This window comes from Aequorivita sp. CRS11 (assembly GCF_059693805.1).
Map to the genome: position 1 here is coordinate 29,345 of NZ_JCATIG010000002.1, position 14,704 is coordinate 44,048.

Sequence of the window (14,704 nt, forward strand, 5' to 3'; positions counted from 1 at the left end):
ATTAATTCACTTTTCTTTTTTGGTTACAACCTATGTTTTGTTAGTAAAATTCTTCATCAAATATATATATTTCATTATAGTTACCGAATGGATTTGCTATTTTTGATTTTAATTAACTTTTGTGTGAATTTATGCCTTAGGAGTAGCACTCCAAAGCTATAATCGAAAAAAATGAACTCTAAATACAATCTTCAAAACAATAAAATTTTACTATGCAACGTGACGAACAGATTTTTGAATTGATAGAAGCCGAAAAGCAACGCCAATTGAATGGTCTGGAGCTGATTGCTTCAGAGAACTTTGTGAGCGACCAAGTTATGGAAGCCGCAGGTTCTGTTTTAACTAATAAATATGCTGAAGGCTACCCGGGCAAACGCTATTACGGCGGTTGCGAAGTGGTGGACGAGGTTGAACAAATAGCTATTGACCGTGCAAAAGCTTTATTTGGAGCTGAATATGCAAACGTACAACCTCATAGCGGTTCGCAGGCGAACACTGCGGTTTTTGCAGCTTGTTTGAATCCGGGAGATACTTATTTAGGTTTTGATCTTTCCCACGGTGGGCATTTAACGCACGGTTCACCCGTTAACTTTTCTGGAAGACTATACAACCCTGTTTTTTATGGAGTTGACAAAGAAACTGGACGTATTGATTGTGATAAAGTAGAAGAAATTGCCATAAAGGAAAAACCGAAAATGATTATTGCCGGTGCATCGGCGTATTCAAGAGAGATAGATTACAAGCGTTTTCGAGAGATTGCCGATAAGGTTGGCGCGCTGCTTTTTGCAGATATTGCACACCCAGCTGGTTTAATTGCAAAAGGAATTATTGGCGACCCGCTTCCGCATTGCCACGTGGTTACCACAACAACCCATAAAACCCTTCGCGGACCTCGTGGAGGAATGATTTTAATGGGAAAGGATTTTGACAACCCCTTCGGCCACAAGCTTAAAAATGGTAGCCTAAAGAAAATGAGCAGTTTGCTTGACAGTGCTATTTTCCCAGGAAATCAAGGTGGTCCATTGGAACATATTATAGCCGCAAAAGCGATTGCCTTTGGGGAAGCTTTGAAAGATGATTTTCTTCATTATATGGTACAGGTGAAGAAGAACGCAGCCATAATGGCTCAGAAATTTGTTGAAAAAGGGTACGATATTATTTCCGGCGGAACCGATAACCATATGATGCTTATTGATCTTCGCAACAAAAATATTTCAGGTAAAGAAGCTGAGGAAGCCTTGGGCAAAGCCGAAATTACGGTGAACAAAAACATGGTACCATTCGATGACAAATCGCCTTTTGTTACCAGTGGAATTCGTATTGGAACGGCTGCTGTTACTACGCGCGGGTTGGTTGAAAAGGATATGGAAAAAATTGTCGATTTAGTTGATGAAGTAATTATGAATCATTCAGATGAGGCCAGATTAGAAGGCATTGCTGAAAAAGTAAATGAAATGATGGCAGGGTTGCCTTTGTTTAAGAACTAAGTGAAGCATTATCTAAATTTTTAAAACCTTCGGTTAGACACCGAAGGTTTTTTGTTTTAACGCAACTTTTTTAAAAGAAACAGACTATAGGGTAAAGTGTTTTAAATTTCAATTCATTAAAATTTATAGTTATGAAAAAAATATTCTTCTTTTTGGTGCTTTCAGTGACATTATTTAGCTGTTCAAAAGATGCAGACGAAACACAAAATTTTACCGTACACTTAAACGTTGATCGATTTAATAATATTGGAAACAATAATGCAAGTACGCGTGCTTTTCTGAGTGATGAAAATGGAACTATTTTGGACAGTGGCGATTTGAAAAAAGGACAACTCACAACTTTAAGTTTTTCTAAAGATCCTTCTGCGCATTTCGATTTGAGCTATATGCGCTATGACATTGATAATGATCTTGGTATAGAACTATATTCACTTGTTACGTTTACAAATATTGAAGCGGGAACATACTATTTAAGCCAAAGTCTTTTTTGTGAAAATTCGCAAGACGAGATTACCCTAAAACTTAACAATACAGGTTATCCTTTAGAGGTTATATCTACTCCTACTTTAGAAGGAGATGGCGGTCCGCAAAATGGTGGCTATTTTAATTTCAGTTCAAATTTAATAGGTTCACCAACAAGTGATTTCTACGTTTCTTTCAAAAGCCCCAATGATCAGTTTGTTAGATATTACTGGGGAGAATCTATACCTGAAGGCTCTGTTTTTAATATTGATTACAACACGCTGCCGGAAATTACGAACCCAGTAAATACACAAATTCCATCAAACAATTTTTCTTTCTTTTCAGTAGAAGGACTTAAAAATAATGATATAAGTAATATTCATCATTCAATCGCTTATGGAAATTTTGCAGGAGGCAATACATCGCTTTCAACTTCTGCACCGCCTAATGTTTTTGATAATTATATATTTAATGTCTATTACCATAATAATAACATAGAGTATTCTAAACAATTGCTTACAAACAATATTCCAGAAGGAATAAATACTCCCGCATTTGACTTTACAATTAATAACCCGTCTCCACAGAATTTTAACATGAGTACAACAGGAGAAGCAACTATATATAAAGTAGGATTTAAAGCAGAAAATTCTAATGGCAGAGATTTTTTATTCCATAATATTTACGGTGAGGTTACTCCCGAAGTTTCTTTTTCAAAGGAAAACTTGCGGATGAATATTCAACAATCCTATCAGGACTTAACGGGGTTTGAAACATTGTCGTTAGATACGGCTTCTTTAGTTTATTACAATTTAACAAACGCTTATAAAGATATTTTAAAGTTTGAAATAACAGGAAAACGTTACGAAATTCCAGCGGTTAATGGTTTTATTGACAGTTTTTCAAAACGATTTGAATAGTATAGTTTTGTTTGATTTTTGATTGAACCTTCAACTATTAGTTGAAGGTTTTTTTATTTGTGCCGCTTCGCAACAATTCTATTAATTATCTTTGATTCTTCAGAAAATTTTTAAATGTTGATTATAGAAACCGAACGACTTAAATTAAGGGAGTACACTTTACAGGATGCTCCCTTTATTTATAAACTTATGAACAGCGAAGGCTGGCTTAAAAATATTGGGGATAGAAATATTAAAACTATTGAAAACGCCGAAGCTTATATGCAGAAGAATTATTTGAGCAGTTATGAAAAGCATGGTTTTGGGCCTTATTTGGTCTCCTTAAAAGAAGATGGAATGGCATTGGGCTCAGCAGGTTTATATAAGCGGGATAATCTGGAACACCCGGATATAGGTTTTGCTTTTTTGGCTGAATACAGCGGAAAAGGTTATGCTTTTGAAGCTGCGAAAGCCGTTATGCAGTTTGCTTCAGAAACATTAAAACTGAAAACCATAGTTGGTATAACTATTCCGGAAAATATTTCTTCAATAAAACTTTTAAAAAAGCTCGGTCTTTCGGAAGTGGGAAACTATACCTACGAAGATGGAGAGGAACTTTTATTATTTTCAAATTAAAAAAATGATTACAGAAAAAAACAAACAATTTATAAAACGTGCCATCGAACTTTCTGAAAAAGGATTGGATAGTAATGCCGGAGGCCCTTTTGGAGCAGTGATTGTAAAAAATGGAGAAATTATAGCCGAAGGTTTTAACCAGGTTACTTCAAGCAACGATCCTACGGCTCATGCTGAGGTTGTTGCTATCCGGAAAGCGTGTGAAAAATTAGACTCTTTCCAACTCGAGGATTGTATTATTTACACTTCCTGCGAACCTTGCCCAATGTGTTTGGGTGCCATTTATTGGGCGCGGCCAAAAGCGGTTTACTACGCCTGCACTAAAGAGGATGCTGCGGAAATAGGTTTTGACGATGATTTTATTTATGCTGAAATTGATAAAAATATTGAAAACCGAAACATACAATTCATCAATCTGGATAGGGAAGAGGGACGTAAAGTCTTTAAAAAGTGGGAAGCAAAGGAGGGAAGGATTGATTACTAAATTTAAAAATTTGAGAATAAAAATTATTGTTTCAGTTATAATTTTGGCAGTTACATTTTCATGTAATAATGATATGCCATCCAACCCAACAATTACAGGTCTTTGGAAATTGGAAAGTATGAAGGTGCGCGACACCGTCACTAACACTTGGAGTGACTACAAAGGCGGTATGGACGGTTATTTGTTGTATGATAAAAATAAACATGTAGCACTTCATCTATATGAAAAAGGTTACGAAAAAGCAGGAATTGAATTCCCTAATTTCAACGATTCCATTTCTTTGGAAGCCTTGAAACATATCACCAAATCCTACTACTATATGGGTAATTACAAAGTTTCTGAAGCGGATAGTATTGTTTCGCACTTCAAACTTTCACACTCCAACCCTTCTGAATTTGGATTGACTGCCGAACGAAGGTTTTACTTCAGCGGTGATACGTTGGTAATGCAACCCGTGGAGCTTAAAAACTCTAAATTGAAATTGAAATGGTTACAAGTAAAATAATTTTTTTCAAAGATTGATATAAAAAAACCCGTCAGATAAGACGGGTTTTTTATATCAATCTTCGGGGAAGACCGTGGTCTCATATGCCCCGGCATCAGGCGGATTGCTTCTGGAAGTTCCATTTAAATCTGTTAATGGAAGTACGCCGGCTTTCCCTATATTTTCTGCTCCCGAGGTTCCAGTTTCAATATTGAAATTATTCATTTCAGTGTTTTGGAAAACAGGATCTAAATTAAATTTTGTTGCGGTATATAACGCACTGTTGTTAAAATTATATAACGGATCATTGTCAAATTCCCCAGTAGGGTCTTCAAAACGCAGCAAACAATTTTCAAAATTGAAATTGAAAGCGCCCCCTGTAACTTGGAAAAGCGAAAGCTCACGACGTTCGTTACCGTAAATAATACAATTTGTAAAGTCTGCTTTTATCAAATCGGAAACAAGAATTTCGGTGGAAGTTTCCAAGCTGTTGTCCAATGAAACGGCAGGGAAGGAACGAAAACCGTTGGTCCAGTAATTGGCAAATGTGCAGTGTCTAAATTCATAACTTCCGCCCAATTGTATAGCCAAAGAGGATTGGCCACTATTGTTTATTACCATATTTTCAGCGTCGATACTTCCCGTCCTGGAAAGTAAACCAACGTTGGTGCTGTTGTAAATCTGAACATTTTTTAACGTAACCGGGCAGTCTTCCATTAAAATACCAACGGTACTGTTTTTAATTGTTGTATAATTAAATTCATTGTCCACACTTCCAGAGGTTAGCCAAATAGTAAGCCATTGTCCCGGAACATCGGCAAATGCAGGTTCCAGCCTATCACCCTCAAAAATCACCTCGTTTTCCATTTCTTCACGATCTAAACTTGGTAAACCTAGTGATTTCATCGATGCGTTTTGTGCTACGATTATTCCACTTCCATCGTGAAAATGAACACGGGCACCAGCTTCTACCGTAAGTGTTTTATTTCCTGGAACGGCAGCATAACCGTATATTACATACGGCTTTTCATTTGTAAAAGTAAGTTCATCATCTTCGAGAAAGAATCCTTTTACAAGTATATCCTCTCCGTTTTCGTCTTGTCCTAAGTTCAATGTTTCAGTGGTTCCGTCAGCATATTTTTCAGGGAAAAGAAAAACAGCATCCTTTACGAGCGTTACCAATTCTACTTTTTGTTCGTTACCGCCACTATCAAAAAGAAGTTGGTCTGTATAAAGAAAATTCTTTGGATCCGTTGGCAGATTATTGATGTCGAATGTGGTTTCAATAAAAATGAAGATACTGTCCTTAGCCAAAACCTGTACGTTCTCAAACACTTTTCCGGGCATTCCATCAACGTTCAACCGATAGTTGGAAGCTTCTCCCTGAGCCAACCGTAGGGTAGGAATATTAATATCCTCGTCACTTCGGTTATAAACCTTTAAATTATAGGTGCTGCTCCCAATATTGGTGAAAATAGTATCAAGATAAACCGTGTCTTTGGAAAATTCTAAGTTCCCAGTGCTGGCAACGGTTTCAAAATCGTTGCGGCAAGAACTCCATAATACTAGGCAACACAAAATTGCCAAACCGTATAAATACCTCATTCAAATATAATTTTGGTAAAAATATAACTTTTTATGAAGCTAATTATTGTAATACAAAGAACTTTTCAAAAGCCAATTACAACGGGTAATTTGCGCAATTCGGCCAAATGCAATTACTAACCACTACTTATTATTGCGTTTTGCTTTTCGCAATGCCCTTTTTTTGGCAATCTTTATTTTGCGGAACTTCACGGTATTCTTATAAGCTTGTTTTGCTTTTTCATACCAATCCGGATCTTTGTACGACACGTAATCTTCAGAACTTTCCCAAGAAATACCACCCACAACTACTTCACCCAGAAAAAAATCCCCCGCTTCCAGAGATACATCAATATTATTTGAGACATTTGAAACCGTAATTTCCTTAGTTTCAAACCCTACATAGCTAAATACCAAGACATCACCCGGTTTGGTTTCAATACTATAATTACCGTCAAAATCTGTCTGTGTTCCTTTGGAAGTTCCCTTAATAATAACATTTGCTCCTGGAAGCGGTAAGGCTGTATCGTCAGACACCACTCCTTTTGTAATGAATGAAACTTGTTCAGTCTTTTCCTCTATTTGCTGCACGGCAATTCTCCCTAATACCGAAGTGGTAACAGGAGTTTCTGAAATTAAATAAATGTCTTGTCGCTCTGATTTATTGGACAATTTAATATGGTGCTCTATAAAATTCTCCTTTTGAAAGGTTAATTGCTCTCTATCTAAAGTTACTATGCTGTACTCTCCATTTTTATTGGTCCATTCTCTGGCTCCGGTTTCGTTTGAAGAAATTGCAACGTTTTTTAAAGGGTTTCCATTTTCATCCCTGATAGTTCCAGTGGTAACAATTTGAATTCTGTCCAAACTATTGCTGAAACGACCAATTCCTAAAGAAACCATTGGTTTTTCCGAAAGTGAATTATTTTCAGACCCTGGACTGTTTGAAAAGAGCGTCAGTGGAAGTAACATCGAAGCTGCCAGAGGAGCAAAACTTTGTCCGCTTTTACGCTCCATTTTTACTTCGCGGTTTAGTTGTGATTTTTTTACCCTGCCACAGGCATTTTTGCTTTTAATAAGGATTTTAACCAATTCTTCATCTGTTTTTGAAGTGAGATCGAAAACATCTTTGGTGCAAACACTGCAATATTTTCCCTTTTCAGTTGCGGTCATTTTAGCCCAATCTTCGTGGCAAGGCTCTGGAATTCGGATTGTGATGGATTTTTTCATAATGATGGTTTTTGTTGATTCAAAGAAACCAAACATCAAACCATAAAAAAACCGCTTTTGAGTAAAGCGGTCGTTTCATTGAGGGAAATGGGAGATAAAAAAATTGCCACGAATGCACGAATAATTACTTAAAATATTCGTGCATTCGTGGCAGAAAAATCTGCTTCCTTAAATCTGAAATGTTTTATTATTTCAAAAGAATTTCAATTTTAAAAAGCTTATCCCAATTTTTTCCGGTAATGTAAAGTATGTTCGGTTCCCCGTTATATGCAATACCATTAAGCACGTCCAGCTTAGGATGCTGTGTAACTTTGTCCTTTAAATCGGTGAGATCAATAACACCTTCCACGGCACCGTTTGAAGGGTCAATTATAGCGATAGAACCTTGTTGGTACACATTTGCATATATTTTTCCATCAACCCATTCAAGTTCGTTCACACTGCTTATTTTACTGGTGTTTGTAAAAATTTCAATATAATCCTTTTCGGCTAGCGTGTTGGAGTTTAAGGTCCAGATTCTATCGGTACCATCACTTTTATAGATATTCTTTTCGGCATCATGACAAAGTCCCCAACCTTCTTTGCTTTCACCATATACAAAGGTTCCGGTTTGCTCCATTGTTTTCAGATTATAGATAAAACCAGTGTTTTCGCGCCAGGTAAGTTGATATATTTTATTGTTTAATATGGTGAGCCCTTCGCCAAAGTATTGATCGGGAAGACTTACTTTTTGAAGAACTTCTCCGGTTCTGTAATCAGTTTTTCGCAAAGATGATTCCTTATACTGGCCTGTGCTTTCGTATAAGGTATCATTTTCAAACTCAAGTCCTTGGGTATAGGCATTAATATCGTGTGGATACGTTTCCAGTACTTTATAAGTATAAAGTTTTGGTTTTATGGAAGAAAGTATGGTAACTTTCGTAGAAGCTTCATATGTTTCATCATCACTGTATATTTGAGCCCTTAGGGTTTTCTCGCCAAGTTTTTTCCCCGAAAGGGATAAAGTGTTATTTGTTATCGATACACGATCCTTGTTCAAAAAATAGACAACCGAATCTGTTTCAATATTCTTTTTGTTGTTGAGAGAAATAGTAAGCACATCTTCTGTGGTATAAGCTTTCTTTTGGTTCTTAATTTCCAGAGAAAAAGCATCTTTTTTATCTTCAGAATTGCTTCCACAGCTGCCCATCAAAAGCACTAAAAGGGTAGGAACTAAAATGTTATGGATTTTCATTACGAACTATTATTTTTCCGCAAGGTATTTATTAAAATTGAAATGTAAAAATACTTGCAAAAACCTCAAAAAGCCTTATCTTTGCAGCGGCAAGTCCTACACAACCAGCTCCTGTTGAATCCCCCAGGGCGGGAACGCAGCAAGGGTATACGGTCGTAGCGGTGTGATGTAGGTAGCTTGCCATTTTTTGTTCCCTATACCGAAGTTTCGGGACGGGAACAAAAAATGGCAACTTCCAAAAAACAAACTCCAAAATCCAAAAGGCGGAAATCTTTTTTCTCTCTTCTTTTTCACGAAACTATTTGGAAAACACGCCGCAGAAGCGCACCTTTGCTTTTCAACAAGATCTTATGCCAAAAACAGTACTCATTACAGGCGGTTCTTCGGGAATTGGTAAAGCCATTGGCGAATATCTTACCGAAAAAGGCTATCGCGTTTTTGGAACCAGCCGAAATCCCCAGAATATTACTAATTCAGCATTTCCACTTCTGAAAATGAACGTGAATGAAACTGAGTCCATCGAAGCGGTTATTGCTGAAGTTATAGGCAAAGCTCAAAGAATTGATGTTGTTATAAACAACGCTGGGGTAGGCATAACGGGCCCAATTGAAGAAACTCCTGAAAGTGAAATTAAAAAAGCGTTCGACACCAATTTTCACGGCCCTATAAATGTTATAAAAGCTGTGTTGCCACAAATGCGCAAACAAGGTTTTGGGCATATTTTGAATATTACTTCTATCGCGGCATATATGGGACTTCCATATCGAGGTATCTACTCTGCAAGTAAAGCGGCACTTGAAATTACCATTGAAGCTATGCGCATGGAAACCTTGCAGTTTGGTGTAAAAATGACCAACATCGCTCCGGGCGATTTTGCCACCAACATTGCAGCGGGCCGTTACCACGCTCCGGTTTTGGAAAATTCCCCATATAAAAAAGATTACGGTAACACCTTAAAAACCATGAACGAACATGTGGACAATGGCGGTAATCCGTCGGAAATGGCAAAAGTGGTCCATAAAATTATTGAAACCGAAAACCCCCGAATCCACTATAAAGTAGGCTCTTCATTGCAGAAATTTTCTATTGTGCTAAAAAGAATCCTGCCCGATAAGGTCTATGAACGGATGCTTTTGCGGCATTATGGGTTGAAGTAAAAGGGAATATGTTTATGAAATTTTATTTAAAAATTTTATTGACAATATCATATTTAGTGGGATTGGCTTATGCGGTAACATTTTATTATATAGATTTTTTTCTTTGGATAACGAATAATCTAGTTCCTTTTGAATATCAAAACCTTCTAGTTTGCATACTGTATTTACCAGCGTTAGCTTATTTAATTTTTAGAATTTGGAAATTCAAAAACATTGATAAAAACACAAAAGGGAATTGGACTGTATTATTACTATTTGTGAGTATAGTTACTATGCCCATTTATATATGGAGAAAGGACGATATTTTTATTGAGGAAAACGACAATAAAAGGAACTAGATTATCCCCACATTCCTATTTTTATTACCCATATTTCACATTTTACTTTCCGCATTTCATATTTTCCTTTTTTACTTTCACATTTTACCTCCCACCTTTCATATTTCACTTTCGAAATTTCACGTTTTACCATTCACATTTCACATTCTTCTTCCCACATTTCACATTTTCACTCGAACAATTCACATTTTCCTCCCCGCAATTCACATTTTCCTTCCCGCAACAACAGACAACCTATAACAGAGAATTGAGAACAGACAACTAACTTATAAATCTTTTTCAACAACGCTATTTCATGGAAACATTCTTCGCTATTTTTACATCAATAATACAAATCCACATTTATGAAATTCTTTATCGATACCGCAAACCTAGACCAAATTCGCGAAGCCCAAGATTTGGGCGTACTTGACGGCGTAACTACAAACCCCTCATTGATGGCGAAGGAAGGCATCACCGGCCGAAACAACATCTTAAAACATTATGTGGACATCTGCAATATTGTGGATGGCGACGTGTCTGCAGAGGTAATTGCAACCGATTTTAAAGAAATGGTCAAGGAAGGCGAGGAGCTTGCAGAACTTCATTCCCAAATTGTGGTAAAAATTCCAATGATAAAGGATGGAGTAAAGGCCCTAAAATATTTCACCGACCACGGCATCCGTACAAACTGTACCTTGGTTTTTTCTGCCGGGCAGGCATTGTTGGCCGCAAAAGCTGGAGCAACCTACGTTTCTCCATTTATTGGAAGACTCGATGATATCTCAACCGATGGTCTGGAACTGATTGCAGATATTCGATTAATTTATGACAATTACGGTTTCGAGACCCAGATTCTCGCGGCTTCCGTGCGCCATACCATGCACGTTATTAATTGCGCAAAAATTGGCGCCGATGTTATGACCGGCCCACTTTCTTCAATAGAGGGATTGCTGAAACATCCATTGACCGATAGTGGTTTAAAGCAGTTTTTGGAAGATTATAAAAAGGGGAATTAATTTTTGATTCGGCACTCCGTCGCACGACAAATTTTGGCCATTGATTGGAGGTGAAAATATTATCTATTCAAAAAACCTAAAAGCAGCTCTTCAAAATTTGTATTGAATAGGTTGGTTTTTCCTTCAAGGATTATCCCATCCTTATCAAGGACTATTGCACTGTTTTTATACCTTAAAAGAAGTTTTTTTTCAGCATCGCTCAAATTCTCTATCTGAAATTCCTGCAAGGGATTGTAACCCGATTTTGAAATAGTTTGCCGCCATTTTTTGAAGTGGGTATCCGTGTTTATTCCTAAAAAGTCATACTCAGGATACTTTGATTTCAATTCGGCAGCACGGTTATGAATGTTTTTGTAATGTGCCGGGGATTGTCCTGACCAGAAATATATAACGGTAGGTGCTTTAATTATACTAATCAGATCTTTTACAACATTCTCCGTATTGACCAATGCCACATTGGGTACTGTGTTTCCGGGTGTAAGCTTCACTGTGGTCTCCAGCATTTTGGATACTTCGGCAACATGTTTTTTATTTGTATTCATTTTTGAGAATTCCTCAAAAAACTTTCTTTCTTCCTTGGCATCATTGGCATTTAGTAAATACCAAAGTGCATTATTTCGCAACAAGCTATTTTTAAGAGTGTCTGAAGTCACTAAACTATCAATCAATTGGATTTTCCGATGATTAAAGTCGTATGAGTTGCGATCTACCATTGCTACGTTATCATATTCTGAGTATATAACATTCTCAAAATACCGGTTCATAAAGCGATAATAGGGGTAATAAAACCTGAGTTCATCACGTTCAAAATCTACATCATTTCTGTAATCAAAAAAGTGCTGGTCAAATTTTTCTGGATTGCTTCGGTTGGCCGCTGTGTATTTTTCTTTTTTTATAAAATAATCATAGTTAATGTTTGCCAAAGCTGCGTTTTTGAAACCTTCGGCAACCTCATATCTATTTATAAAATCTTGATATTCCTGAAGCTTTAGTTGCTTCAGTGAATCTATTTTACGGGTAAATTCTTCTGAAGAAAGCGTATACCAATTTGGTAAATTATTATTTTCAGTCTCATTTTTTAAATAGAGATACATCAACAGATTGTTCTGCTCACCACCTCTTCCTGAATAGGCCAGAGATTCGTCAAAATCCATAGTGTTAATGTGCATCAATAAACTATCGCCAGGTTCAATATAGAAAACCTGGGTTTCACTATGCATAAAGTTATAGAGCCCAGCTTTTATTTTGTCTGTTTTGTATAAAAAGAAGTTGTTTGAATCAAGTTTTACTGTATCCAGAATTTCGTTTCCACGGGAAAAAATAATAAAATCCAATGTTGGGTTTACTATCTGTCCGCTTATCCAGGTAGTTTGTACGGCATTTTCTTCCGTGTCTTTACAGGATAGCAATAAAGTAAGTAATAAAAGAGGAAGTATTTTTTTAAACAATCGCACGCACTTAAGGATTAATAAACAAATGTAGACGACCCTTATAATGCAATTTGTTAAATGGTAGTTAAAAGGATTTTTAAAACGTTAATGTTTTCAGCGTTACACTTAAATAGCTACTTTTGCGCAAAATTTAAAAATTTATGCTTTCAGTTTCAAATCTTTCGGTGCAATTTGGTAAAAGAGTATTGTTTGACGAGGTGAGCACACAGTTCACAAGTGGCAATATTTATGGAATTATAGGCGCCAATGGAGCCGGAAAATCCACTTTTCTAAAAATCATTTCAGGCAAGCAGGATCCTACTTCCGGCCATGTTCATTTAGAAAAGGGCAAACGTATGTCTGTACTTGAACAAAACCACAATGCTTATGATGACTTTATGGTGCTGGAAACCGTAGTGCGTGGTAATAAGGAATTGTTTTCCATAAAAACCCAAATAGACAAACTGTACGAAGATTATACGGATGATAATGCCGAAAAAATTGGTGAACTACAGGTGGCTTTTGAAGAAATGAACGGTTGGAACGCCGACAGTGATGCCGCAGCCATGCTTTCAAATCTCGGTATTGACGAAAGCCTGCATTATACAATGATGAAGGATTTGGATGGAAAACAAAAAGTACGTGTGCTTTTGGCCCAAGCGCTTTTTGGAAATCCGGATGTGCTTATTATGGATGAGCCCACCAACGATTTGGATTATGAAACTATCAATTGGCTTGAAAACTTCCTTGCAAATTATGATAACTGCGTGATTGTTGTTTCCCACGACCGTCACTTTCTCGATGCTGTATGCACCCACATCAGCGATATTGATTTTGGCAAAATAAACCACTATAGTGGTAACTATACTTTCTGGTACGAAAGTAGCCAACTTGCAGCACGCCAACGTGCACAGCAAAACAAAAAAGCAGAGGAAAAACGTAAAGAGCTGCAGGAGTTCATCATGCGTTTCAGTGCAAACGTAGCAAAAAGTAAACAGGCAACTTCACGTAAAAAGATGCTCGAAAAACTTAACGTAGAAGAAATAAAACCTTCAAGCCGCCGCTACCCGGCAATTATTTTTGAACGCGATCGTGAAGCGGGGGACCAGATTTTGAATGTTGAAAACCTATCTGCTTCTATCGATGGAGAAGTGCTTTTCAAGAATGTAGATATCAATTTGGCAAAAGGTGATAAGGTTATTATTTATTCGCGCGACTCTCGCGCTGCAACTGCCTTTTATGAAATATTAAACAGCCACGCAAAGGCAGATACTGGTTCTTTTCAATGGGGGATTACCACTAATCAAAGTTACCTTCCATTGGATAATGAAGAATTTTTCAAAAACAACCTTTCATTGGTAGATTGGTTACGCCAATATGCTAAAACAGAGGAGGAGCGTGAAGAAGTTTTCTTACGTGGATTTTTGGGCAAAATGCTTTTCAGTGGTGAAGAGGCCTTGAAGAAAAGCAACGTGCTTTCGGGTGGGGAAAAAGTACGCTGTATGCTAAGCCGAATGATGATGCAGCGTGCCAACGTTCTGATGCTCGACGAACCTACAAATCATTTGGATTTGGAATCAATTACCGCTTTCAACAATTCCTTGAAAAATTTTAAAGGAACCATTTTGTTAACCACCCACGACCATGAATTTGCACAAACGGTGGGTAACCGCATTATAGAACTTACACCAAACGGTGCTATTGATCGCTATATGACTTTTGATGAATATATGGGCGATAAAAAAATAAAGGAGTTACGCGAGAAAATGTATTCCGTAGAGGCTTAAGATTGTTATCGAAATTTCATAAAAAAGGCAGGCTTTATCTGAAAAAATCAAATAGAGCCTGTCTTTTTAATTTAATAAATGATACTGTTTTTCAACAGTTTTCGTGTTACAAAAACCGTCTTCAATAGTAAAGCCATTTATCAAAAATACAGTTGCACTGATTGGCCAAAATATAATGCTGAGAATTTTTAATAGGGTTCGATAAATTCGATTTTTTAATTTTAATTGCTTACCACTAACAGAAATCGTTCTGATTTTCAATACTTCTTTACCAATAGTAACTGAATTTCCAAAAACGTCACATAAAATAAAATACATCAAATAGAATAAAAAGGATAGACTTAATCCCCAAGTTATGTGATGGTTAAATAATAAATATTCACCCAGTTCCCATTCAAATTTAAAAAAGTTTGTTGCTACACTTGCGATAACACCAATTATCGTCAAATCCAACAATAGAGCGAGTATTCTTTTGCTTTTAGTGCTCATTGTTA

The 14,704-nt window shown here is 36.8% G+C and carries 13 protein-coding genes and 1 other RNA gene; 9 read left to right on the forward strand and 5 right to left on the reverse strand.

The window, feature by feature from the left end:
* Positions 1–212: 212 nt before the first annotated feature.
* From glyA to AC58DT_RS03205, 5 genes are all read left to right on the forward strand, one after another.
* A complete protein-coding gene (glyA, locus tag AC58DT_RS03185; protein WP_497215365.1) occupies positions 213–1,487 on the forward strand; it encodes a serine hydroxymethyltransferase in 1,275 nt (424 codons plus the stop codon).
* Between the two features lie 131 nt (positions 1,488–1,618).
* On the forward strand, positions 1,619–2,869 hold the full coding sequence (locus AC58DT_RS03190; RefSeq protein WP_497215366.1) for a hypothetical protein: 1,251 nt from the start codon (positions 1,619–1,621) through the stop codon (positions 2,867–2,869).
* Positions 2,870–2,983: 114 nt separating this feature from the next.
* The gene (locus tag AC58DT_RS03195) at positions 2,984–3,484 is read left to right on the forward strand and encodes a GNAT family N-acetyltransferase (protein ID WP_497215367.1); all 501 of its coding nucleotides are present in this window, start codon (positions 2,984–2,986) and stop codon (positions 3,482–3,484) included.
* A 4-nt stretch (positions 3,485–3,488) separates the two neighbouring features.
* The gene (locus AC58DT_RS03200) at positions 3,489–3,968 is read left to right on the forward strand and encodes a nucleoside deaminase (protein ID WP_497215368.1); all 480 of its coding nucleotides are present in this window, start codon (positions 3,489–3,491) and stop codon (positions 3,966–3,968) included.
* A 10-nt stretch (positions 3,969–3,978) separates the two neighbouring features.
* The gene (locus tag AC58DT_RS03205; RefSeq protein ID WP_497215369.1) at positions 3,979–4,473 is read left to right on the forward strand and encodes a lipocalin-like domain-containing protein; all 495 of its coding nucleotides are present in this window, start codon (positions 3,979–3,981) and stop codon (positions 4,471–4,473) included.
* Between the two features lie 54 nt (positions 4,474–4,527).
* On the opposite strand, the gene AC58DT_RS03210 is transcribed toward AC58DT_RS03205, so the two are convergent.
* The 3 genes from AC58DT_RS03210 to AC58DT_RS03220 all read right to left on the reverse strand — a co-directional run bounded on the left by AC58DT_RS03210 (position 4,528) and on the right by AC58DT_RS03220 (position 8,500).
* Positions 4,528–6,057: a hypothetical protein gene (locus tag AC58DT_RS03210; RefSeq protein ID WP_497215370.1), complete on the reverse strand. Its 1,530-nt coding sequence runs from the start codon at positions 6,055–6,057 to the stop codon at positions 4,528–4,530.
* Positions 6,058–6,180: 123 nt separating this feature from the next.
* Positions 6,181–7,266: a carboxypeptidase-like regulatory domain-containing protein gene (locus AC58DT_RS03215; RefSeq protein ID WP_497215371.1), complete on the reverse strand. Its 1,086-nt coding sequence runs from the start codon at positions 7,264–7,266 to the stop codon at positions 6,181–6,183.
* A 187-nt stretch (positions 7,267–7,453) separates the two neighbouring features.
* Positions 7,454–8,500: a glutaminyl-peptide cyclotransferase gene (locus tag AC58DT_RS03220; protein WP_497215372.1), complete on the reverse strand. Its 1,047-nt coding sequence runs from the start codon at positions 8,498–8,500 to the stop codon at positions 7,454–7,456.
* A gap of 87 nt (positions 8,501–8,587) precedes the next feature.
* Between AC58DT_RS03220 and ffs the strand changes: the two genes are divergently transcribed.
* From ffs to fsa, 3 genes are all read left to right on the forward strand, one after another.
* An RNA gene (gene ffs, locus AC58DT_RS03225) (signal recognition particle sRNA small type) lies at positions 8,588–8,686 on the forward strand.
* Between the two features lie 164 nt (positions 8,687–8,850).
* Positions 8,851–9,657 carry an SDR family oxidoreductase gene (locus tag AC58DT_RS03230; RefSeq protein ID WP_497215373.1) on the forward strand — a complete coding sequence of 269 codons (807 nt, stop codon included), beginning with the start codon at positions 8,851–8,853 and terminating at the stop codon, positions 9,655–9,657.
* A 682-nt stretch (positions 9,658–10,339) separates the two neighbouring features.
* A complete protein-coding gene (gene fsa / locus AC58DT_RS03235; RefSeq protein WP_497215374.1) occupies positions 10,340–10,993 on the forward strand; it encodes a fructose-6-phosphate aldolase in 654 nt (217 codons plus the stop codon).
* A 59-nt stretch (positions 10,994–11,052) separates the two neighbouring features.
* Here fsa and AC58DT_RS03240 read toward each other — a convergent pair whose 3' ends face one another.
* The gene (locus AC58DT_RS03240; protein WP_497215375.1) at positions 11,053–12,441 is read right to left on the reverse strand and encodes a TlpA family protein disulfide reductase; all 1,389 of its coding nucleotides are present in this window, start codon (positions 12,439–12,441) and stop codon (positions 11,053–11,055) included.
* Positions 12,442–12,584: 143 nt separating this feature from the next.
* On the opposite strand from AC58DT_RS03240, the gene AC58DT_RS03245 reads away from it, so the two are divergent.
* Complete coding sequence (locus tag AC58DT_RS03245; RefSeq protein WP_497215376.1) at positions 12,585–14,210, forward strand: ABC-F family ATP-binding cassette domain-containing protein; 1,626 nt, start codon at positions 12,585–12,587, stop codon at positions 14,208–14,210.
* A 66-nt stretch (positions 14,211–14,276) separates the two neighbouring features.
* Here AC58DT_RS03245 and AC58DT_RS03250 read toward each other — a convergent pair whose 3' ends face one another.
* Positions 14,277–14,699 (reverse strand): RDD family protein, encoded by a 423-nt coding sequence (locus tag AC58DT_RS03250; protein ID WP_497215377.1) that lies wholly within the window; start codon positions 14,697–14,699, stop codon positions 14,277–14,279.
* Between the last annotated feature and the right edge of the window lie 5 nt (positions 14,700–14,704).